The 20,121-nt window shown below is 59.8% G+C and carries 24 protein-coding genes; 21 read left to right on the top strand and 3 right to left on the bottom strand.

Translation table 11 applies throughout. From position 1 onward, the window contains the following. The 13 genes from ASD64_RS01335 to ASD64_RS01275 all read left to right on the top strand — a co-directional run bounded on the left by ASD64_RS01335 (position 1) and on the right by ASD64_RS01275 (position 11,565). Positions 1-1,464 (top strand): hypothetical protein, encoded by a 1,464-nt coding sequence (locus ASD64_RS01335; RefSeq protein WP_056099481.1) that lies wholly within the window; start codon positions 1-3, stop codon positions 1,462-1,464. 60 nt (positions 1,465-1,524) lie between these two features. Then, positions 1,525-2,421, top strand: coding sequence for a hypothetical protein (locus ASD64_RS01330; RefSeq protein WP_056099478.1), 897 nt, complete (start codon positions 1,525-1,527; stop codon positions 2,419-2,421). A gap of 76 nt (positions 2,422-2,497) precedes the next feature. After that, complete coding sequence (locus ASD64_RS01325; protein WP_056099476.1) at positions 2,498-3,745, top strand: P22 phage major capsid protein family protein; 1,248 nt, start codon at positions 2,498-2,500, stop codon at positions 3,743-3,745. Positions 3,746-3,810: 65 nt separating this feature from the next. Beyond that, the gene (locus ASD64_RS01320) at positions 3,811-4,386 is read left to right on the top strand and encodes an HNH endonuclease signature motif containing protein (RefSeq protein ID WP_082549806.1); all 576 of its coding nucleotides are present in this window, start codon (positions 3,811-3,813) and stop codon (positions 4,384-4,386) included. Positions 4,387-4,399: 13 nt separating this feature from the next. Next, positions 4,400-4,642, top strand: coding sequence for a hypothetical protein (locus ASD64_RS01315; protein ID WP_056099469.1), 243 nt, complete (start codon positions 4,400-4,402; stop codon positions 4,640-4,642). Positions 4,643-4,695: 53 nt separating this feature from the next. Next, positions 4,696-5,334 carry a hypothetical protein gene (locus ASD64_RS01310; RefSeq protein WP_056099465.1) on the top strand — a complete coding sequence of 213 codons (639 nt, stop codon included), beginning with the start codon at positions 4,696-4,698 and terminating at the stop codon, positions 5,332-5,334. Further along, complete coding sequence (locus ASD64_RS01305) at positions 5,331-6,776, top strand: hypothetical protein (RefSeq protein ID WP_056099462.1); 1,446 nt, start codon at positions 5,331-5,333, stop codon at positions 6,774-6,776. The genes ASD64_RS01310 and ASD64_RS01305 overlap by 4 nt, the downstream gene beginning before the upstream one ends. Next, a complete protein-coding gene (locus ASD64_RS01300; protein ID WP_056099459.1) occupies positions 6,773-7,147 on the top strand; it encodes a hypothetical protein in 375 nt (124 codons plus the stop codon). The genes ASD64_RS01305 and ASD64_RS01300 overlap by 4 nt, the downstream gene beginning before the upstream one ends. Then, complete coding sequence (locus ASD64_RS01295; RefSeq protein ID WP_056099457.1) at positions 7,144-7,548, top strand: hypothetical protein; 405 nt, start codon at positions 7,144-7,146, stop codon at positions 7,546-7,548. The genes ASD64_RS01300 and ASD64_RS01295 overlap by 4 nt, the downstream gene beginning before the upstream one ends. Continuing rightward, positions 7,548-8,381, top strand: coding sequence for a hypothetical protein (locus ASD64_RS01290; RefSeq protein WP_056099455.1), 834 nt, complete (start codon positions 7,548-7,550; stop codon positions 8,379-8,381). The genes ASD64_RS01295 and ASD64_RS01290 overlap by 1 nt, the downstream gene beginning before the upstream one ends. Continuing rightward, positions 8,381-8,707: a hypothetical protein gene (locus tag ASD64_RS01285; protein ID WP_056099453.1), complete on the top strand. Its 327-nt coding sequence runs from the start codon at positions 8,381-8,383 to the stop codon at positions 8,705-8,707. The genes ASD64_RS01290 and ASD64_RS01285 overlap by 1 nt, the downstream gene beginning before the upstream one ends. Positions 8,708-8,851: 144 nt before the next feature. After that, positions 8,852-9,883 (top strand): hypothetical protein, encoded by a 1,032-nt coding sequence (locus ASD64_RS01280; protein ID WP_210171804.1) that lies wholly within the window; start codon positions 8,852-8,854, stop codon positions 9,881-9,883. Further along, positions 9,883-11,565 (top strand): hypothetical protein, encoded by a 1,683-nt coding sequence (locus tag ASD64_RS01275; protein WP_056099448.1) that lies wholly within the window; start codon positions 9,883-9,885, stop codon positions 11,563-11,565. The genes ASD64_RS01280 and ASD64_RS01275 overlap by 1 nt, the downstream gene beginning before the upstream one ends. Before the next feature lie 173 nt (positions 11,566-11,738). On the opposite strand, the gene ASD64_RS01270 is transcribed toward ASD64_RS01275, so the two are convergent. Further along, the gene (locus tag ASD64_RS01270) at positions 11,739-12,017 is read right to left on the bottom strand and encodes a hypothetical protein (RefSeq protein ID WP_156459951.1); all 279 of its coding nucleotides are present in this window, start codon (positions 12,015-12,017) and stop codon (positions 11,739-11,741) included. Positions 12,018-12,060: 43 nt separating this feature from the next. On the opposite strand from ASD64_RS01270, the gene ASD64_RS01265 reads away from it, so the two are divergent. Genes ASD64_RS01265 through ASD64_RS01245 form a run of 5 tightly spaced genes read left to right on the top strand, consistent with a single transcriptional unit; the run spans position 12,061 to position 16,290 of the window. Next, the gene (locus ASD64_RS01265) at positions 12,061-14,106 is read left to right on the top strand and encodes a D-Ala-D-Ala carboxypeptidase family metallohydrolase (protein WP_156459950.1); all 2,046 of its coding nucleotides are present in this window, start codon (positions 12,061-12,063) and stop codon (positions 14,104-14,106) included. 9 nt (positions 14,107-14,115) lie between these two features. Beyond that, the gene (locus ASD64_RS01260; protein WP_056099439.1) at positions 14,116-15,159 is read left to right on the top strand and encodes a hypothetical protein; all 1,044 of its coding nucleotides are present in this window, start codon (positions 14,116-14,118) and stop codon (positions 15,157-15,159) included. Continuing rightward, positions 15,159-15,608 (top strand): hypothetical protein, encoded by a 450-nt coding sequence (locus tag ASD64_RS21525; RefSeq protein WP_244480678.1) that lies wholly within the window; start codon positions 15,159-15,161, stop codon positions 15,606-15,608. The genes ASD64_RS01260 and ASD64_RS21525 overlap by 1 nt, the downstream gene beginning before the upstream one ends. A gap of 9 nt (positions 15,609-15,617) precedes the next feature. Beyond that, a complete protein-coding gene (locus tag ASD64_RS01250) occupies positions 15,618-15,839 on the top strand; it encodes a hypothetical protein (protein ID WP_056099436.1) in 222 nt (73 codons plus the stop codon). Next, entirely contained in the window at positions 15,832-16,290 is a 459-nt protein-coding gene (locus tag ASD64_RS01245) for a lysozyme (RefSeq protein ID WP_056099433.1), read from the top strand. Before ASD64_RS01250 ends, ASD64_RS01245 begins: the two co-directional genes overlap by 8 nt. Here ASD64_RS01245 and ASD64_RS20300 read toward each other — a convergent pair. Next, positions 16,276-16,842, bottom strand: coding sequence for an HNH endonuclease signature motif containing protein (locus ASD64_RS20300; RefSeq protein ID WP_082549805.1), 567 nt, complete (start codon positions 16,840-16,842; stop codon positions 16,276-16,278). The genes ASD64_RS01245 and ASD64_RS20300 overlap by 15 nt on opposite strands. A gap of 215 nt (positions 16,843-17,057) precedes the next feature. On the opposite strand from ASD64_RS20300, the gene ASD64_RS01240 reads away from it, so the two are divergent. Further along, positions 17,058-17,420, top strand: a complete 363-nt coding sequence (locus ASD64_RS01240; protein WP_056099429.1) for a hypothetical protein — start codon at positions 17,058-17,060, stop codon at positions 17,418-17,420. A 283-nt stretch (positions 17,421-17,703) separates the two neighbouring features. Continuing rightward, positions 17,704-17,964, top strand: a complete 261-nt coding sequence (locus tag ASD64_RS01235) for a hypothetical protein (RefSeq protein ID WP_244480677.1) — start codon at positions 17,704-17,706, stop codon at positions 17,962-17,964. 68 nt (positions 17,965-18,032) lie between these two features. Here ASD64_RS01235 and ASD64_RS20295 read toward each other — a convergent pair whose 3' ends face one another. Then, a complete protein-coding gene (locus ASD64_RS20295) occupies positions 18,033-18,251 on the bottom strand; it encodes a DUF551 domain-containing protein (RefSeq protein ID WP_082549804.1) in 219 nt (72 codons plus the stop codon). A 597-nt stretch (positions 18,252-18,848) separates the two neighbouring features. Between ASD64_RS20295 and ASD64_RS01230 the strand changes: the two genes are divergently transcribed. Then, positions 18,849-20,024: a phosphoserine transaminase gene (locus ASD64_RS01230; protein ID WP_056099423.1), complete on the top strand. Its 1,176-nt coding sequence runs from the start codon at positions 18,849-18,851 to the stop codon at positions 20,022-20,024. Positions 20,025-20,121 lie beyond the last annotated feature (97 nt).

Here is a 20,121-nt window from a genome sequence, read left to right as displayed (position 1 = left end):
ATGGCCGCAACCCTTGTCCAATCAGCGAAAGGCACATCGAATCTAGCCACGACCACGGCGACGTTTGCGACCACGCCGACCAGCGGCAACACCGTCATCCTTTCCATCGCGGCGGATGATTACAACGGTACGCCGAATACCGGATGGACGGAGTCTACCGGCATGGCTCGCGAAGGCGGGTCATTCCACGGTGGCTATAAGTGGTGGCGGATATCGAACGGAACGAACTCGTTCCAATACACCATCGGGAGCGCCACCAAATCAACATGGATATTGGAGGAATGGTCCGGGCTTGAGGCCAGCCCTTACGACATTTCCGCCGGCCAGAACGTCAATTCTGCAGCCAACAGCTACTCGACACCAAATCTGACGCCGTCAGCGGGTGAGCGCCTGCTTCACGCTACGGTCGGGGCATCCCTGTCCGGCAGCGCAATGGCTGATCCCGGTCATACTTGGGACAGCAGCTTTACAGGCATCGACAAGATCGGCAGCCCCGCAGCGCCGGCAGATGCGGTTGGAACGGCCTATAGGATTGTAACGGCCAACGGTTCGACGGCCTACTCAACCACTGCGACCTTTGCGACCTTGGCCTATTCGGTCGAATCTCGCTCCGGCATGATCATCGCCTTTAAGGTGGCGGGCGGCGGGGGTGGCTCTCAGACCCTTACGGGAACGCTGTTTACCAACACCAACACGTTCTACGGAGGAACGGTACAACGCGGGGCGGTGACGCTCTCCGGCTCGCTGTTCACGAATACGAATAGTTTCTATGGTGGCGCGGTCGTTCCCGGCGCTGTCACTCTGACCGGCAGCCTGTTCACCGATCCTGATGGGTTTTACGGCGGAACTGTAGCCCAATCCGGCGCGCCTCAGACACTTGTCGGCTCACTGTTTACGAACAGCCAGACGTTCTACGGCGGCAACGTCCAGACCAGCATCACCCTTGACGGTTCGCTTTTTACGGATGGAGACACATTCTACGGCGGGACGGTCACAACCGCATATGTGATTACGGGGTCGCTCTATACCGACCCGGACACGTTCTTTGGCGGGACTGTCGTTCAGCCTGAAGCGCCGCAAGTACTCGTCGGAGAGCTTTACGACAACGATAACCAGTTTTTCGGCGGGGTGGTTGTTGGTGGGCGGACCACGCAAGTCACATCATCCGGTGGCGTAGGAACCACATGGGCACACAAGACGCTCTCGCAGATCGAGCGGGAGAAGAAAGCGGCCCTGAAGCGCGCGAAGAAGCGTGTTGTCGAGATTATCGCAGACGACGCCCCGAAGCTGGGCGAATTGCTCGCAATCGTCAGGCAGGAAGTCCGGCAGGAGGCCGTGTCGTTCCCTGCCAACGTCATGAACGACATCATCAGCCGCCTGCACAAGGAAATGCGGGCGGCTCTCATTCGCAGGATCGAAGAAGAGGACGAGGCAGACGCCGAATTCCTCTTGCTCGTAGCCTGATGGACGGTCGCGCCACGTAACGGCGCATTTCAACAGCACCAACCGACAGGAGTGCGCCACATGGACGGCGAACAGGAATCTATTGCCGAAGTAGAACAGGAAATCCCTGCAATCGAACCGGAAATGGAGGCTGATGAGCCTGTAAACCTCGATGAGCCTGATGAAGATCAGGACGTTGAGGACGAGCTTCAACCCGAGGATGACGATTCCGAAGAATTCGACTGGAACGGGAAGAAGGTGAAAGGCCCGAAAGGGCTGAAAGACGGTGTGCTGATGCATGCCGACTACACGCGCAAGACGCAGGAAACTTCCGCGCTACGCAAGGAACTGGACGAACGCGCTCAGCGCATCGAACAGCAAGCCCAAGCCAGCGAGGAATATCTTGACGCGCGGGCTGACCTTCGTGTGGTGACGAAGGAACTGGAGCGCTTCAAGGATTATGACTGGTCCGCGTACCAGCAGCATCGCTTGAGCGACCCGTACAGCGCGGATGAGGTGTGGAACTACGCCGATTATCTCCGCAACCAGAAAGGCCAGTTGGAGGCCTCAATCCAACAGCACGAAGGACGGCGTACTGCCGAGGCGCAGCAAGCGATTGCCGAGGAGCAGCAAGCGATTGCCAAGCGCATGCAGGAAACGCACGAACACGTGAAAGCCAATCTCAAGGGCTGGACGCCCGATACCGACAAGCAGGTGATCGATTTCGCCACGTCCAAGGGCATCACGCAGGACGAACTGCGCAACACGATGGACCCTCGGATTTACGAGATGATCTACCTCGCCCGGATCGGTGCCCAGGTCCTCAACAAACCGGCTCCCAAGCCCACGTCGCAAGCCAAGCCGACAGAACCGCTCAGGACTGTTGGTGGCCGCTCGACGCCGGCTGCCCGCAAGTCCTTCGGTGAAATGTCGATGGAAGAATACGCGGCTGCCAGACAGGCAGGGCGCGGGGTCTGACCCACTAAACCCCTGATTGAACGTCGGATGACGTCCAGTCCCAGCGCGGCCATGAGCCGCCCGATGGAGCATTACAATGGCACAAACTGTGCTGACTGCTGACATCATCGCCAAGGAAGCGGTGATGATCCTCGACAATGAACTCGTGATGGCCAAGAAGGTTTTTCGCGGCTACGAAAACGAGTTCGACAAGAAGGTGAACGGCTACAAGGTGGGTGAAACCATCTCGATCCGCAAGCCGACCGACTTCACCGTCCGCGACGGTGCCGTCATGAACGTGCAGGAAGTGGTCGAAGGCAAGACCACCATCACGGTAGACAAGCGCAAGGGCGTCGATTTCAAGTTCACGTCGCAGGACTTGACCTTGAAGATTGGCGAGCTTTCCGAGCGTGTCATCAAGCCGGCGATGGTGCAGCTTGCCAACCAGATCGATACCGACCTGATGGCGCTCTACAAGGACATTCCGTCCTGGGTGGGTACGCCAACTCCTCCTATCAACTCCTATGCCGATTTCGCAAAAGGCCCGGAGCGGATGGACGAGTACGCCAATCCGACCGATGGCCGTGTTGCGGTCCTGTCGCCGGCTGACCATTGGGGCCTGCTCGGCTCTCAGACTGCGTTGTACATGCAGGATGTGGCCAAGGGCGCGTATCGCAAGGGTTCGCTTGGCGAGATCGGCGGCGTTGACACTTACATGTCGCAGAACGTCCCGACGCACACCGTTGGTGCAGCGGCCACCGCTTCGGCGGTGACTGACGCGCCGGCAGGTCAGGGCGTTCTGTCCACGACCTACGAAGCCACCAAGGACACCGGATACATGTACCTGTCCACGGACGGCTGGGATGCTTCAAGCCTCAAGGCCGGCGACGTGCTGGAGATTGCGGACGTGTTTGCCGTCAATCCCGTCACCAAGGCGACCTTGGCGTTCAAGAAGCAGTTCGTGGTTCTTGAGGACACCGTGACGGCCTCGGGCTCGACTGATACGGCGATCAAGATTTCGCCTCCCATCATCCCGACCGGCGCGTTCAAGAACGTCAGCGCCGCGCCGACCGACGGCAAGGCAATCACGAAGGTGGGGACGGGCGGAACTGGCTATCGCCAGAACCTGATGTTCCACAGGAACGCCTTCGCGCTTGTCTCGGTCCCGCTCATCTCGCCTCCGGGCGCGGTGGACGTGTCCCGCCAGACGTACAAGGGCACCAGCGTCCGCGTCATTCCCGTCTACGACGGCGTGAATGATGAAAGCGCATGGCGTCTGGACGTTTTGTATGGAGTGCGCACCATAGATGCGAGATTGGCCCACAGGATTAGTGGTTCAACGTAATTTCGCTTTTGCACTAGCCGCCAGAGTGATAAGGTGAAAGCCAAATCACTTTGGCGGGGTCGTTCATGTCTCAATGCATCATCGATGGTTGTGAAAAGCGGGTTTTGGGTCGCGGCTGGTGTGCCATGCACTACAATCGCTGGCGGAAAAACGGCGACCCAAACAAAGTAAAGCAGCATCAAAACCACGGCCTCTCTCTAATCGAGAGGCTTATGGCGAGATGCGACGATACAGGCTCCTGTTGGGAGTGGACCGGCAGCGCGGACTCAAAGGGATACGGCAGGCTCAACCTCGGCGACACGCCGATACTTGTGCACCGTGCCTCATGGGAGGCGTTTCGCGGCCCAATTCCAGAGGGCATGTTTGTCTGCCACCGCTGCGATAATCCTCGGTGCTTTCGTCCAGAGCATTTGTTTCTGGGCGATCAGCAAATGAACATGGACGACAAAATGAGTAAGAAACGCCACCGTTACGGCGTTTCCCGAGGCGCCGACCACGGCTGCGCCAAACTGACTGAGCAGCAAGTTCGGGATATCCGGGCATCGTCCGGTCCCTCTCGCATCATCGCCGAGCGTTTCGGAATTTCAGGCCGTCAGGTCAGGGATATCCGCGCACTCAAAGTCTGGAAACATCTCACATAGAAAGGACACTCAAATGAGCGTCAAACAACTCTCAGATGGCGGCGCTGATGGCGTCGTACTCGGCCAGTCCGACGACAAGGTAGGCTTTTACGGTGCTGATCCAAGCGCCCAGCTGGCCGCCACGACCGCTCCCGCAGCTACAGCGGCAACCACGAGTACGCCTTATGGGTATTCGCAGACGCAGGCCGACGCGATTGTGACATGGATTCGCGCAGTTGATGCCGAATTGAAGGCCAAAGGCCTGATCGCATCGTAACGAACTGGGCTGGCCTTCGGGCTGGCCCCTTTCGCCTTTTGCGGAGTGGTTGAATGACCATTGCAAGCTATAGCGATCTACAGCAGGCCGTTTCCGACTGGATGGCCCGAGGCGATGTGTCGGGCAATGCGGTCGATTTCATTTCCTTGGCTGAGGCGCGATTGAACCGCGAACTCAATCCGGTCGAGACCGATGCGGCGCTCGTTGGCGTTCCATCCGACCGCACCATCGACATTTCCTCAATCGCGATGGTCAAGCCCATTGCCATGTTCATCGCTGACACAGGCGGCGAGCGGCCATTGCTCATGAGGGCAAACGGCACATTCCCCTACATCGACAGCGAGGGGATGCCTGCAATCTGGTCTATCGATGGTTCAACTATCGCCTTCGACCGGCCTTGCGATCAGGCCTACAATTTCAGGTTCCGCTATCAGGAGCGGTTCGCGCTCTCTGACAGCGTTGCGACCAACTCGCTTTTGAGGGATCATCCAGACGTCTATCTCGCGGCCTCGCTGATGTGGGGCGGTGTGTTTACGCAGGATGGGGCCTTCGCAGCGGGGCATAAAGGGCTTCTGGATGAGGCCATCCCGGCAATCCGCAGCACTATTGCACAATCAAAGCGCGGTGTTCTGACCGTCGATCCTGGTCTTGTCGCGGCCAATCGCTCTGACCGTTGGTATCTCGACGCATGATCCGCTTCGCCAATTTCGAGCCGGATCGCACGAAATACGCGCTCGATGCTTCTACATGGCTGGTCAATGCGCTGCCCGTCAAGGACGGCTGGGGGCCGTTACCCGACCTGATCCCGTTGACGCAGGCATTGCCGGCGAAATCGCTTGGCGGCTGGTCAGTGCGCAAACAGGACGGATCATATCGGATCTTCGCTGCGACCGAGACAGCCATCTATGAACTCGACGGGACGGACTATTCGTGGAATGACGTTTCCGGCTCGTCCGCTCCTTATGCCGTGCCTGTCGGGGATAGGTGGAGCGCGACGAAATTCGGTCAATTGCTCATCCTGTGCAATCTCGGCGGGCCGCAGCAGTACATCGATATAGACGCGGGCCTGACCTTTGCCGATCTGCCCGGATCGCCGCCATGGTCGCGCTACGTGGCGACAGTGGGCGAATATGTCGGGCTGGGCTTTATCGCGGGCTACCCGAACCGCTTCATGCTGTCAGGGATAGGTGACGCCGGTTTCTGGACGCTAGGCCAACGGGGCTGCGACCTGCAGGACTTCGCGGACGGCGAGGAAATCATGAACATTCAGGGCGGGGAGCGGGGGGCAATCATCTCCCAGCGGACCGCCTTTACCGAAGTCGCCCTGACATCTGGCGGGGATTATTCCTTCACCACGCGGGTTGTGAACCCGTCGCGCGGCGTCATTGCTCCCCTGTCCGTGGTTCCCATCGGGCCGGGCAATTTCGTCTATCTCGCTCAGGACGGTTTCTTCATGGGCGTGGAGGGGCGTCCAATCGGGGCCGAGCGCGTCGATGGCTGGTTCCAGGAGCTTGCCGATAGCCTATATCTCAAGGAAACGCGTGGCTTTGCCGATCCATTTCGCAAGATTGCATGGTTTCAGGCTCAGGACGTGACCGGGACCAAGTTCCTGCTTGGTTATAACTGGCAACTGGATCGCTGGTGCTACGCCGACAACAACGTGTCGGAAATGTGCATCATGGCCACGCCGGGCATTACCTGGGACGGCATGGAGGCGCTTTATCCCGATTGGGACAGCGTGGACCTTCCTTGGGACAGCGCGCTTCTATCAGGAGGCGCACTTCGCTTCGCGGCCTTCGATGCCGATAACAAACTTGGCTTTTTCACCGGCCTTCCAAGGGCCTGCACGCTGACCACGGCGGACGTTGAACTCAACCCCGGCTCACGGTCATTTCTCCAGCAAGCCCGCGTCTACACCGATTGCACGGATTTCACGCTCAAGGCGATCACCTCTGACAAGCATGGCGGGACAAGGACTGTGGGGAGCGCGGTTGTGCCTTACGGGGCGACCGGGCTTTGCCATTTCCGATCCTCGGCCCTTCTCCATGCCTTCCAGATGGATATTCCGGCCGGGACCGATTGGAACCATGTCATGGGCGTTGAGCCAGTGGCAAGACCGGAGGGCAGGCGATGAGCGTTGTTATCGCCGTTCCCGGTAACGTCCAGCAGCCCAAATCCCTGTTGCTGCCCGATACCAGCGTCAATGACGTGTTGTCGCTTCCTGTTGATACCTCCAGCGGCTCCACAACGGTTGTCGGGATTGTCATCGTCAATCAGGATTCGGCGGCGCAGAAGGTCACTGTCTGGTGGCATGACGGAACAACGGATTTCCGGCTGTTCGAGCGATCGGTTCCGGCGAATGAGACTGTGACCGTCGCGCTCGATGCGCCGATAGTCCTCTACACCAAGCAATCGGCCAAGAAGATCAAGGCGCAGGCGGCAAAGGCCAGTGTTGTTACGGTGACGGTGCTGCATGTCCTCGGCAGCCAGAGGTCGCCGGGATGAACGTGACACTGGTTCCGACGCATCTTGTCGATGGGATTTGGCCGAGCGTCAAGGACGGCTTTCATCGGGCTTCCAATCGCTTCGGCGGCGACCTGACCGTTGGCGAACTCTGGCAGATGTGCAGGGCCGGAACTGCATTCCTGTTCGTGGTGCATGACGACAAGAGCGTTGTCGCGGCCACAGCCTGGCGTCCCGAATTGTGGGGCAGCGGGCCGAAATTCAGGTGCATGGCGCTCTACGGCAAGGGCATGTCCGACTGGATGCCGGAACTGCATGAAAAGGTGAAGCAGACCGCCATTCAGTGCGGTGCGACTTCGCTCATGTCAGACGGGCGCGCCGGCTGGCAGAAGGTCTTCCCGAACGCGAAAGTGCTTCGGATGGTTTACGAGGAAGCAATCTAATGGGTGGCAGCAACAAGCAAACCACGACCAGCACGAACGCCCCTTACAAGGCGGCTCAGCCCTTGCTCGACAAGGGCATGGGCGACGCGCTCGACCTCTACAACGGTCCCGGCCTCGTTCAGCCGAACACCATGTCTACGGTCGTGCCGTTCTCGCAGCAGACGACGCAGGGCATGGGCGCGCTGCAAGGTCTTGCGGGCCAGAATATGGGCAGTAACGGCCTGTCCGGTCAGTTGCAGGGCATCATCAACGGCGGCGGGCTGAATGCGGACCAGAATACGGCTCTCGAAGGCATCAGGAACACCGCGACGGGATCATTCGATATCAACGCCGATCCGGGCTTTCAGCAGGTGTTCGACAAGACGCGCGATGCCGTCAACCAGAACGCGGCGGGACTGGGCCGATATGCTTCCGGCACCCATGACGGCGTGATGACGCGGGAACTGGGCGACCTCGGCGCGCGCCAGTTTCAGGATTTTCAAAGCCGGAAGGACGCGGCGCAACAGCAGTTGTTCAATGCTGGACAGACGGCGCAGGGCAATCTCGGCTCGGCCTATGACGGCATGAAAGCGCCGATCTCCGATCTGATGGGCGTCGGCTCGATGAACGAGGACCTGTACGGCCGGACGCTGAACGATCAGCTTCGCATAGCGCAGGAACGCCAGAACGCACCATTGGCTAACCTGCAAGCGCTGATGGCTGCGGCCAATGGAAGTGGATCCTACGGGACAACGACGCAACAGGCGCAAGGCCCAAACAACACGTTTTCGAACATCGCTGGAGCCGGTCTAGGCGCGGCCAGCCTCGGCACGAATGGAGGCGCGAAACTCTGATGGGCGGCAGTTCCAAGAAAGCCACACCGGCAGCGGCAGCAACGCCCCTGACCGCTTCGGATCGTCCGACGACGACCGTTCCCGCCTCGATGCCGGGGCAGTTGGACGCCTTGTCCGCTCAGCTTGCAGCGGGCTTCGGCCAGTCGCAGCCCGATATTCTGGCGCTGCTCAACCAGTATTACCAGCCCATGCAATTGCCGGATTACAGCCAGCCATTCACGACCGGCAAGCCTGCGGCAGCAACGCCAGCGGCGGCAACCCCGGCAGGCACGCACGTTAACAAGGGCGGCATACGGCTCGACCGCGAACATTCCGGGCGGGACTAGGAGATATCAATGGCCGGTTTCCTTCAACGTCTGTTCTCTCCCCGGCCCGATATGCCGGAAGCCCAATTGCCGGCGACGGCGGCTCCCGGCGCCATCATGCGCGGCCCTGACGGGAAGAATTATCAGTTTGCGGAAACGCGCGGCATGGCCAGCGCATCGGGCGCTCCCGATAGCAATTATGGATGGATACCCACGAACATGCAGCAAGGCGGTGGCTTTCTCCAAAATCTCCTTGCCCCCGAAACAGCCATGCCTATCGCTGGCGCTTTGATGGGCAATCAGGGCAATACGGCCAATTTCGCCAATGCCTTCGGGGCCTATGGCAAGTCGGCAGCGGAACGGTTGGGCAAGAACAAGACGCTTGATTTCCTGCGGCAGAACTCGCCGGATTTGGCTGCGGCCATAGACGGGGGAATGCCTATCAACGACGCATGGCGAATCTACGCCGATCAACGCTTTGCGCAGCAGGCCAAGCCGACGGCGACACTCCAAGAATATGAGTACGCCAAGCAGCAGGGCTATGGCGGCTCGTTCATGGACTATCAGCTCGATCAGAAGAAAGCCGGGGCCAACTCAACCAACGTGACTGTTGGTGGAGGCCGGTTCGGCACCATCCCGCCGGGCTTTGAATTGACCGACGGGCCAAATGGCGCAACCATGCGCCGTATTCCGGGAGGTCCGGAGGACACCACGAAGACAGATGAGCGCAAACAGGGGCAGGCCGACGTAGTAACCCGCGTTGTCACAACCGCAGCAAGCAGGGCGCGGGACGCCGCGAAAAACCGCGCGTTTGGTGGCTTCGGGCAGGGGATAGTCCAGTACAACCCATATTCCGACAGCGCGGAAGTTGCGCGTCAGGTCGACGTGCTGAAATCCCAAGCCAAGGTCGAAAACCTCAATGCCATGCGCCAGTCGTCACCAACGGGCGGAGCGCTGGGCAGTGTAACGGAAAAAGAAGCCGAAATGCTGGCCGCAAAGTCGGGCGCGCTCGATCCCAGTAGCCCGAATTTCGAGCGCGATCTGGACGACTACGAGTTGACGCTCTTGCAGGTTGTCCACGGCCCGGAAGAAGGCGCGCGCTTGTTCCAGCAATCAAGAGGCGGCGCGGCCATCGGCCTGCCAACTCAAGGCGGCAACCGCACTCAATCCGGCGTCTCTTGGACGGTTGAACCATAATGGCGACACTCACCATCAATGGCCGTCGCGTCAAAGTCGATGACAGTTTTCTGTCGCTCACGCCGGAGCAGCAGAATTCGACTGTTGATGAAATAGCGCAGAGCCTTGGCGGGCAGCAGGAGCCGCAGCGTTCCGACGCCTATAATCAGGCCGCAGGCGAAATGTCGGCCATGACGCAGGCGTTCGGCAATGGGCCGGAAGGCAACCCGGTAGCTGACAGGCAGCGCGCGCAATACGACGCTTTGCCCGAGTGGCAGAAGCCGCTTGTCGCGGCAGGCGACACGCTGCAATTGTTTGCCAATGGCGCAACGATGGGCTTTGGTGACAAGGCTGTTGCGGCTGCCCGTGCTCCCTTCACTGACAAGACATATGAGCAGGAATTGGCGGCGGCGCGCACGCTGACGCAGGAAGCGCGCAACAGGGCGCGCGGTGCTGGGATGGGGGCCGAGATTGCCGGCGCTGTCGCTACGCCCATGAAGCTGGCAGGGAAGGGCGCTACGCTCGCTGGCCGCTTCGGCACAGCGGCAATGACAGGCGCGCCCGGTGTTCTGGCTCGCACCGGCCTGATGGCAGCCGAAGGCGCGGGCTACGGTGGCTTGACGGCGGCTGGCAACGATCAAGACATTGGCACTGGTACGGCAATCGGCGCGGCTGGTGGTGCGCTTGGCAATCTGGCAGGTGAAGCCCTCAGCGCGGGCGTCAGCAAAATCGCGGGAAAATTCAATCCCAAAGTGCCGCCGATGGGCGTCGATGACCTAAAGGCGGCATCGAACGCAGCGTATTCTCGCGCGGAACAGGCCGGCGTTGCTTTCAATCAGAACGGCGTCAATCAACTCCGCACCAACATTATTCAGGATTTGACCTCTCGCGGTTATCACCCGACAAATGAGCCTGGCGTGAAGCCGGTCCTCGACTATCTAGCCAAGGTCGGGAACGGGAATATCACGCTCAAAGGCCTCGATACGCTGCGCAAGGTGGCGTCGAACGGGTTTCAGCCGGGGAACCAGTCAAACAACGCGACGCTGACACAGATTATCGGTCGCATCGACGAACTGGTGAACGCCGCTGATCCGTCTACCGTCCTCATGGGAAGCAACCCGCAAGCGGCAGCGAACGCTTTGCAGGAAGCTCGCGGCATGTGGGGCAGGGCAAAGAAGCTCGAAACCGTGCAGGAATTGCTCGACCGGGCTGGCCTTAACGCTGGTTCGGCTGGTGCGGGCGGGAATGTTGAAAACGCATCACGGCAGCAAATCAAGCGCCTGCTCACGAATCCAAATCTCAAGCGCGGGCTGACCAAGGCAGAACAGGACGCCGCGCGAAAGGCTGTGCTTGGTAGTCGGACACAAAATGCGTTCAGGTTGGCTGGAGGCATGTCACCCACTACCGGCAAGCTGACCGCCTTTCTGACAGGGGCAGGAGCACTCACAAATCCCGCAGTCGGTGTTCCGGCTATGATCGCAGGCTATGGAGCCAAAAAGACAGCGGAGCATCTGTCTCGCAAGTCTGTTGCTGAACTCGTCAGCCTGATTTCATCGGGCGGTGTTCCCGAACCGGTAATGAAGAATGCGATTCAGCTTCTTGCCGAGTCTAAACGCGATGCTCTTACGCGCGCTCTCATGGCCATCGCCGTCAATCGTGGGAATGCCCGGTACAATGAGCCAAACCATCAGGAACAGCCATAGAGCGATGAATGGGTAGTCCCAGAAGTCCAGAGGGACTTCCCGGTAATATGTCATGGTTGCGTAGCTGATGGTCAGCATGAGCGTAAGGGTAATTCGTCCTGACCATATTGCGACAAGCAACGGGCGGCGGAATTCACCGGGGTCGTGTTCAATAGTACGGTCGTCGTCTGGGGTCATTTGCTCACTAGGCTCGCGGGCCAATCGAAGCGATCCATTTTGTACCAGTTGTAAGTGAAGTCGTCTTCCGGTTTGTCGCCTTTAGGGGATCGAACCAGCAGCCACGCCTCTCCCTTACAGCGGTTCAACATGATCGGCGAATAAGGCTGGGTGGAGTTTCCCGAGATTATCGAAAAGCACTGCGATGAACTGGCGTCGGACATTGTCCCAAAAACGTCGTTGCAGCCAGCCAATAACAGCGTAGCAACGAGCGCACCCGCAATCTGAAGTTTCATTCCATCCTCCAAGCCGACCCTTCTTATCACATGGTGATTGCCGGTGGCAAAAGTCAAATCAGATCGTGAAGCAGCAATCGACGCCATCATAGGCGAAGCCGTAGGCGAAGGCCGTCGCGGCATGATTGCGGTTGCTCACGTCATCAACAATCGGGCCATGACGCGGGGCAAGACTGTTGGGCAGGTCGCGCGCGCTCCAAACCAGTTCGACGGCTATTCCAATCCCGGCAGCGCGGCAAAGAAGGCGCAGGACAACCCGCGCATAAGGGCCGAAGCCGCCGCTATTCTCGACGGGGTGCAGACCGGCGCAATTCCCGATCCGACTGGCGGGGCGGATCACTTCTATTCCGGCAGCAAGAAGCCGGGATGGGCCGACAGGCTTACCAAGACCGCCGATATCGGAGGTCATAAATTCTTCCGTGAAGCCGCCGCGCCCGTCGCGAATGCCGTTTCCCGGCTCTCTGACGCGGCAATCAAGACGGTGGACACAGTTACCGCCCCGGCGCGCAATGTCGCCTCAGCGCTCGCCATGGCGGCGTTTCCGTCCGTTTCCCGGCCTTCGCCGCCAACAGCCTTGGCATCATACAGCCGCCAGAACCTCACTCCGGGTGTTGTCGGCGTTCTCGATGCGCTTGCGGCCAATCCGAACGCGCAGACAGTCGGCATCAATTCCGGCTATCGCAGCCCGCAGCACAATGCGGCAGTAGGCGGGGCCAAGCATTCGCAGCACACCCACGGCAATGCGATCGATCTTGACGTGCGCGGCCTATCGGATGCGCAAAAGACCGCCCTGCTCGATACCGCCATAGAGGCAGGCGCAAAGGGCATCGGTCTCTATTCCAGCGGGAACACGATCCACGTCGATACGCGGGCAAACCCTGCCGTCTGGTCGGATTCGTACAAAGGCATTCCCACATCGAAGGCACCGTCATGGGCGAGGGCATCGCTTGAAGGCATGATGCAGGCGGGGCAGTTCAACGTCACGCCGCGCACCACCGCTCCCGTCCCGACCTCGCGCCCGTCCGCGCCGCCGTCGCTTGTCGCATCACCTTCCGGCACAGTCACGCGCTCGCCTCTCGGCCCTGCCGCGCCCCGTTCCCCCGATCCGTCACGCTTTGCCTATGACGTGACGCCACCGGCTCAACCGGGCGGCTTTTCGCTCGTGTCACAGGCCAATGCGGCACCGATGCCGAATAGGCCGGTGACGACGCCGACAACCTCGCGGCTTCCGGCCGCTCCTGCCGTGGCTCGCCCTTCAAGGCCAATAACCCCCACGCCGGTTTCTGCCCTCGCAGCAATGAACAAGCCTGCCTTCCCTTCGGCGCTTATGTCTCCCACGGCCATAGGCGTTCCACAGACCTTGGCACCGCCGCAGACAGTCCAGCCGACATTTGTCCCGGCTGCCGTCCCAGCGCCTCCGCTGGCCCCGCCACGCACGATCCAGCAACGCCCGGTATTCGAGGCACCACAACCCGCGCCGCAACCCCGCAGCACCGCCATGGACGTTTACAACGGCTTGGCGAATGAAGGCTTTGCCAATGACGGGTCGAAGATCACGCGCGATCAGTTCGGCGGAACCTCGATTACCAACAAATTCGGCGTGACCACGACGACGCTTGCGAACGGCAAGCAGGCCACAAGCCGGAACGCTCCTGCACCGGGCATATCCGGCCCGCTGGGCGGCAATATCGGCAATGCCCTTGACAAGACGTTTACAGCCGATCCGGCATTGAACGGGCGTTCTCCGTTCGGGAATTTCGCCCGTCAGACAGGCGGGCGCTTTGCCGGTGCGGCGGTTGGCTCCGTTCTCGGCCCGGTCGGCTCGATCCTCGGCAGCCTGATCGGGCAGGAATTGGCAAAGCCGAACGGCGGCAAGATCGGCGATTTCGTCAATGGCGTGCGGACCGTGAACGTCATGGGCCAGCCCACGCAGTTCGCCCGCGCCGTGAGTGGCGGTCAGTTCCCGAATGCTCCGAACGTCTCGGGAGCCTTGGGCGGGCGTCAATCCAACCGCAGCGGCGAAGCCATGCGCGACATTTCACCAGCGGCGGCGAGGGACATTTCTCGCGGTCGCGGCGGTCTTTTCTAAGGAGGTCACATGGCCGGGCAGCTAGAGTATTCGGGCACTGCGGTATCGAACACCGCGATCAACTCCATCCCCATTCAAGGGTCGAGTTCGGTCAAGTATGGCAACGACGCGATCCAGCAATTGATGGCGGATCAGGCGAACGCGATCACGAAGGTTGCCGACAAAACCGGCACGTACACCGCCGTGAAGGGCGACTACAACCAGCTTATACGAGCCACAGGAGCGTTGACACTCAATCTGACTGCTGCGGCTACGCTCACCGCAGGCTGGTGTGTGTGGGTCAAGGCAGATGGCGGCGCGGTTACCGTCGATCCGGCAGGGGCGGAACTGATCAACGGCGCGGCTACGCTTTCCCTGCCTGATGGGTTCTCGGCATTCATTGTCTGCACGGGTTCGGCCTTCCGTGCCATGGTTTTTGGCAACGGTGATGTGACCCTCACCGGAACACAGACCCTCACCAACAAGACGCTGACAGCGCCTGTGATGACCTCTCCGGTTGTTTCGGGAGCGTCCGCGACCCTAGCCGTAGGCGATGCCACAACTACGGGCAATGTCAGTATCGAATTGGGCATCAATCGTTCCGGCGATGGTTTGTCCCTCATCGATTTCCACGCCCAAGAGGCCACGGACTATGAAGCCCGCATCATGCGAGGGTCCGGTGCGAATGGCGCATGGCAGTTTATCCAAAACGGCACAGGCATCACCAGCTTTAACACGGCGGTTCGCCTCGGTGCGGACGGCTCCAACGCCCTTGATGCTGTCACCAAGCAGCAGATGGATACTGCGCTTGCCTCGAAGGCTGGCTTCTACACCGGCAGCACACAGGACGAAACGAACCTGCCTGTCGGATCGTATATCGCAATCTTGGGGCCTGCTTCATACGAGAAGCCCCGCAACTCTACGCAGACCATCAACATCGATAGCGCATCAGCGAACCGCTACGTACTTGGCGGCGCAGGCGCGGCTATGTCCGGGACGTGGAAGGCCAGCGGCTCCACAGGCTTCTCGAATAGCCCATCCGCTGCCGGGGGCCTATACAGGAGGACCGCATAATGGAACTTCACTCAATTTCCTCCGTACAGCGCATGGCGGATGGTGCGTATTTCGTCACCGCCGATCTGACCGATGGTGACGAACTGCGCGATACCGTCGAATACATCAGCCGCGAAGGTGATGGCTTTGGTCTTGCTCCCGCCATTCGAGCTGCTGTCCAGCAATGGATATCGGATGGCAAGCCGGTTCCTGACTATGCGCCGCCAGTGCCAGAAGTGGTTGTTCCCGACCGGGTGACCTCCCGCCAGTTCAAGATGCAGCTTGAAATCGCCGGACTGACTTCCGCCGTTGAGGGCTGGATTGCGTCACAGGAAACGCTTGTCCAGATCGCCTATAACAACTCGGGCACATTCGTTCGTGACGAACCGATGATGGTTGCGGGCATGACGGCGCTTGGCTTTACGTCCGAACAGATCGACGCGTTCTTTACGGCTGCGGCTGAGATTTAGGGGGCCGCGATGAAGCTCATCTCAAACTGGCGGGCCGTGCTGAAACACGCATGGTCCGTGCGGCTATTGCTTCTGGCCGGCATCCTGTCCGGGCTGGAAGTGGCTTTGCCCTTGCTCGATGGCATCCTGCCCGTTCCTCCGACCATATTCGCGTCCCTGTCCGGACTGTGCGTGTGCATGGCCTTTATTGCGAGGCTTGTGGCTCAGAAGGGGGTATCCGGCAATGAGTAGGCTCAAGCGCAACTCCACACTCGCGGCTGCTGCTGTCGTCCTTGTAGGCGGCTTCGAAGGCCTGCGCACCTATGCCTATCGTGATCCGATTGGAATCCCAACTTTGTGCTTCGGGGAAACGCGCGGCGTGAAAATGGGCCAGACCAAGACCGTTGCCGAATGCAAGGCCATGCTTGCTGATCGGCTGGTGGAGTTTGAGACGGGAATGAGAAAGTGTTTCGTCTACCCGGACAAAATACCAGACGGCGCGTATACAGCGTTTCTCTCAGCGTCCTATAATATAGGCACCGCCGCTTTCTGCAAATCTTCGATGGCTAGACGCGCCAATCAAGGAGATTTGAAGGGCGCTTGTGACGCCCTTTTGATGTGGGATAAGGCGGCAGGGATACGATTGCCGGGTTTGACAAAGCGCCGTCAAAAGGAACGCGAGCTATGCCTAAGCGGCATCTGACATGCCGTGACGGGGAGAGAAACCCAATTCTGCGCTGGCCATCTCTCTAGCAGCTATCGCATCTTCCAATGTCCTGAATTCGCCAAGATTTCTGCGAGTGCCATCAAGGTCGATGTAGGCGGCCCAACGGCTGTTACGGCCTCTAAAAGACACGCCAACATGGCCGCTTCTGTTGTTTTTGTAGCGGCGCTGGTTCTTCATATTGTCGGATGTTGTCCCGTCTCGAAGATTGCAGATTCTATTATCCGCCGGATCGCCGTTGAGATGATCTATATCGCCGGATGGCCATTTGCCCGTAGCCAGCAGCCACGCAACTCTGTGCGCCTTGACTGACTGCCCAAAGATTGCCCCAGACAGGTATCCTTGCGTGGCGGGGCAGTTAAGCGCCTCCGTGCCTGCATACATCTTGTTCCATCGGAACGCTGCCGCGAGTTGTCCTCCGGGAGCGCCAGACTTGAAAAACCGCTCAGAGCGAATCTTCCAACGAAACTTACCGGTTTTGGGATTGTAGTTGAGAACCTCAGATACCTGAGCATAAGTTAGTTCAGCCATTTCGACCTCTCATCAGGTTGGCTTGGTTAGAGCGCGTCGTCGGGCTGCGACCCCTTCGGCGCGTTCGCTTTTTATACCATAAGCCTCTGACAAACAAAAATCTTTTCGTCTGCGAGGAATCCAATGAAAACCGCTCTCATTGCCGTTGCTGGCGGGTTGTTCACCGTGGCGATCCTGTTTGCTGCGTTCTGGTGGTGGTTGGGGCAGGGGCTGTGATGGGCATCCGCGCCTACATCGCCCTTGCCGTGCTGCTGGCCTTCATGGGGCTGGGCGGTGTTGCCCTCTACTACCGTGCAGAGGCCGCAGATGCAGCCAAGGAAGCGCAGCAGGCCATTGCCGACAAGGACAAGGCCGTTGAGGCCAACACAGCAGCTCAAAACACCATCTCAGCCCTACAGGAGCAGTCCCGCCTCGACAGCCGCCTGACGGCCTCGCTGGTCGAGGAAATGCGCAAGATCAGCGACGGGCTCGCGGAGCAATCCCAGCAGATAGACGAACTGGAGAAATCGAATGCGGACGTTCGGGCCTATCTCGACACTGTTGTTCCTGCCGATCTTCGCAAGCTGCGCCAGCGTTAAGCCCTCGGTGGTGGTGAAGCCGGAAGTGGTGAAGGTCCAAGTGCCGGATGCATTCACGGTTCAATGCCCAAAGCCTGACAGGCGGCAATGGCGGACCACCAGAGACATCATCGCATCGGTGGATGCAAACGAGGCCGCGCTAAGGCAGTGCGCTGCTCAAATCGACGGGATACGGCAATGGAACGCAGGCCAGGAATAGCAACCTTCATCCTCATAGCGGCGTTTCTGATCTGCGCCGCTGTCACGATCTATCTTTCATTCTAGCAGTGCAGGGGCCGGGGAATTGGACAAGGCAAATGCGATGGACGAGAGCGCCATACCCGTCAACAGAATGGCCGAATTGCCCGAAGAGACGCGGGAGTTCCTGGCCCAGTTGCGCGAGGATGACATTCGAACCCTCAAGGATGGCGTCAAGCTCGTCAATGCCATCCAGACCGTGGGGAAGTTTTTCAAATGGCTTCTGGTCGGCATGCTCGGCATGGCGGTTGGCACCGTCATGTTCGGGGAGAGCGTGTCGAAGATCGTCAGTTGGTTCCGGCAGTGATTGGGGTATCCTGCCGGCATGGCAACACTAGGCGAACACAAGCGCGAAGGCATCGGACTGCAAGCGGGTCATTGAGGTGGCTCCGGTAGTGGCTTCCAATGGGTTGCCCTGTCTCCTTCGAAGCAACCATCTTCCGCGCCTTCATAGCTATCCAATTGTGTCGCCACGCATGCCCACCCGCACCAGTCTTTCATCCTGCACACATCAAATTTTCTCGATACCGGGTCATAAGCAAGAAATTCGGTTCCATCTTTCGGTGCTGTCTCAATCGGCTGCCATTCGCTCATTCTCTATCTCCTATAGCGGGGAGGGGCGGGACTCTAGCCAATCCACTAAATCAGTCTGTGGAGATTTTGCTCGCCGAGTCCTAGCTGCATTCTTGGCGTGGTACGGCGCATCCCAACTAAGATGACACCTCTGGCAAAGTGCACGGCATCGGTCCGCGTCGGCATGGCTCTCATCATGGTCCATGTGCGCAATCGTCAAGACGACTTTGCTTCCCGTGACAGGATGCGGCTGGCCGTTCTCCGCTCTACAGTCTGGATATTGAGGCGTACCTTCGCAGCGATTGCCGGCACGATCAATCAGCGATGCGCGAAACGCCTTCCATTCTTTCGAGTGCGTTCCGCCGCCTGGATATAGACTCATTCGCTCAGCGCGGATCGGCATCGCTTACCTCCTGAACAGGGCGTGAACATGCTGTGTCACTGGTGTGTCAATTCTCCTGACACGTTCCCGCACTGTTCCGCCATCGGCTGCATGAACCTGCAATGTGCCCCATTGCAAATTCCTTTTTCCCTTGCGCTTTTCCGGGCGTTTCGGTAATTCCGTCCGTGGGCCACCCCTCCCCAACGAGGGGCCACTATCTGGAAGGATAGACCACGATGACTGCTTCCCCCAAGCCGGACGTGCGTCCGGCGAATCCCAATTTTTCTTCTGGTCCTTGCGCGAAACGTCCCGGCTGGTCGGTCGAGGCGCTGAGCGATGCCGTGCTCGGCCGTTCGCACCGCGCCAAGATCGGCAAGGCCAAGCTCGAACAGGCCATCCAACTGACGCGCGAGGTGCTCGAGGTTCCGGCATCCCACCGCATCGGCATCGTGCCGGCATCGGACACCGGCGCGGTCGAGATGGCGCTGTGGTCGTTGCTCGGCGAGCGCGGCGTCGACATGGTCGCCTGGGAATCCTTCGGCTCGGGCTGGATCACCGACGTCGTCAAGCAGCTCAAGCTGCCGGATGTCCGCCGCATCGAAGCGCCCTATGGCGCGCTGCCGGATCTGAAGCAGATCGATTTCGACCGCGACGTGGTCTTCACCTGGAACGGCACCACGTCGGGCGTGCGCGTGCCGAACGCCGACTTCATTCCGGCCGATCGCAAGGGGCTGACCATCTGCGACGCCACTTCGGCGGCGTTTGCGCAGAACCTCGATTTCGCCAAGCTCGATGTGGTGACGTTTTCCTGGCAGAAGGTGCTGGGCGGCGAGGCTGCGCACGGCATGCTGATCCTCAGCCCACGCGCCGTCGAGCGGCTGGAAAGCTACAAGCCGGCCTGGCCGCTGCCCAAGATTTTCCGCCTGACCTCCAACGGCAAGCTGATCGAGGGCGTCTTCAAGGGCGAGACGATCAACACGCCGTCGATGCTGTGCGTCGAGGACTATCTCGATACGTTGCGCTGGGCCAAGGGCGTTGGCGGTCTTGCCGGCCTAAGAGCGCGCGTCGATGCCAACGCCGCGGCCATCGATCGTTTCGTGGCGGTTTCTCCCTGGCTCGGCAATCTGGCTGTCGATCCGGCAACGCGGTCGAACACCTCGGTCTGCCTGTCGATCGTCGACCCGGAGATCGCCGCGCTCGACGCCGACGGCCAGGCGGCCTTCGCCAAGGGACTGGTGTCGCTGCTCGACAAGGAAGGCGTCGCCTATGACATCGGCCATTATCGCGATGCTCCGGCGGGTTTGCGCATCTGGTGCGGCGCGACGGTCGAAACCGCCGATGTCGAAGCGCTGATGCCATGGCTCGACTGGGCCTTCGCGCAGCAGAAGGCCGGCCTCAAGGCCGCCGCCTGAACCAACAGGGCCTGACGAGGCCAGGGTGGGGGCCGCTGCCTCCCAAGCCCCCCACCCATTTCATCTTTCACCGCACCTTGCGCCATCCTTCGCCAGT

Origin of the sequence: Mesorhizobium sp. Root157, from assembly GCF_001427385.1 — a bacterium.
Taxonomy (GTDB): domain Bacteria; phylum Pseudomonadota; class Alphaproteobacteria; order Rhizobiales; family Rhizobiaceae; genus Mesorhizobium.
The sequence above is the reverse complement of the archived record's forward strand: the minus strand, read 5'-3'. Positions and strand labels throughout refer to the sequence as shown.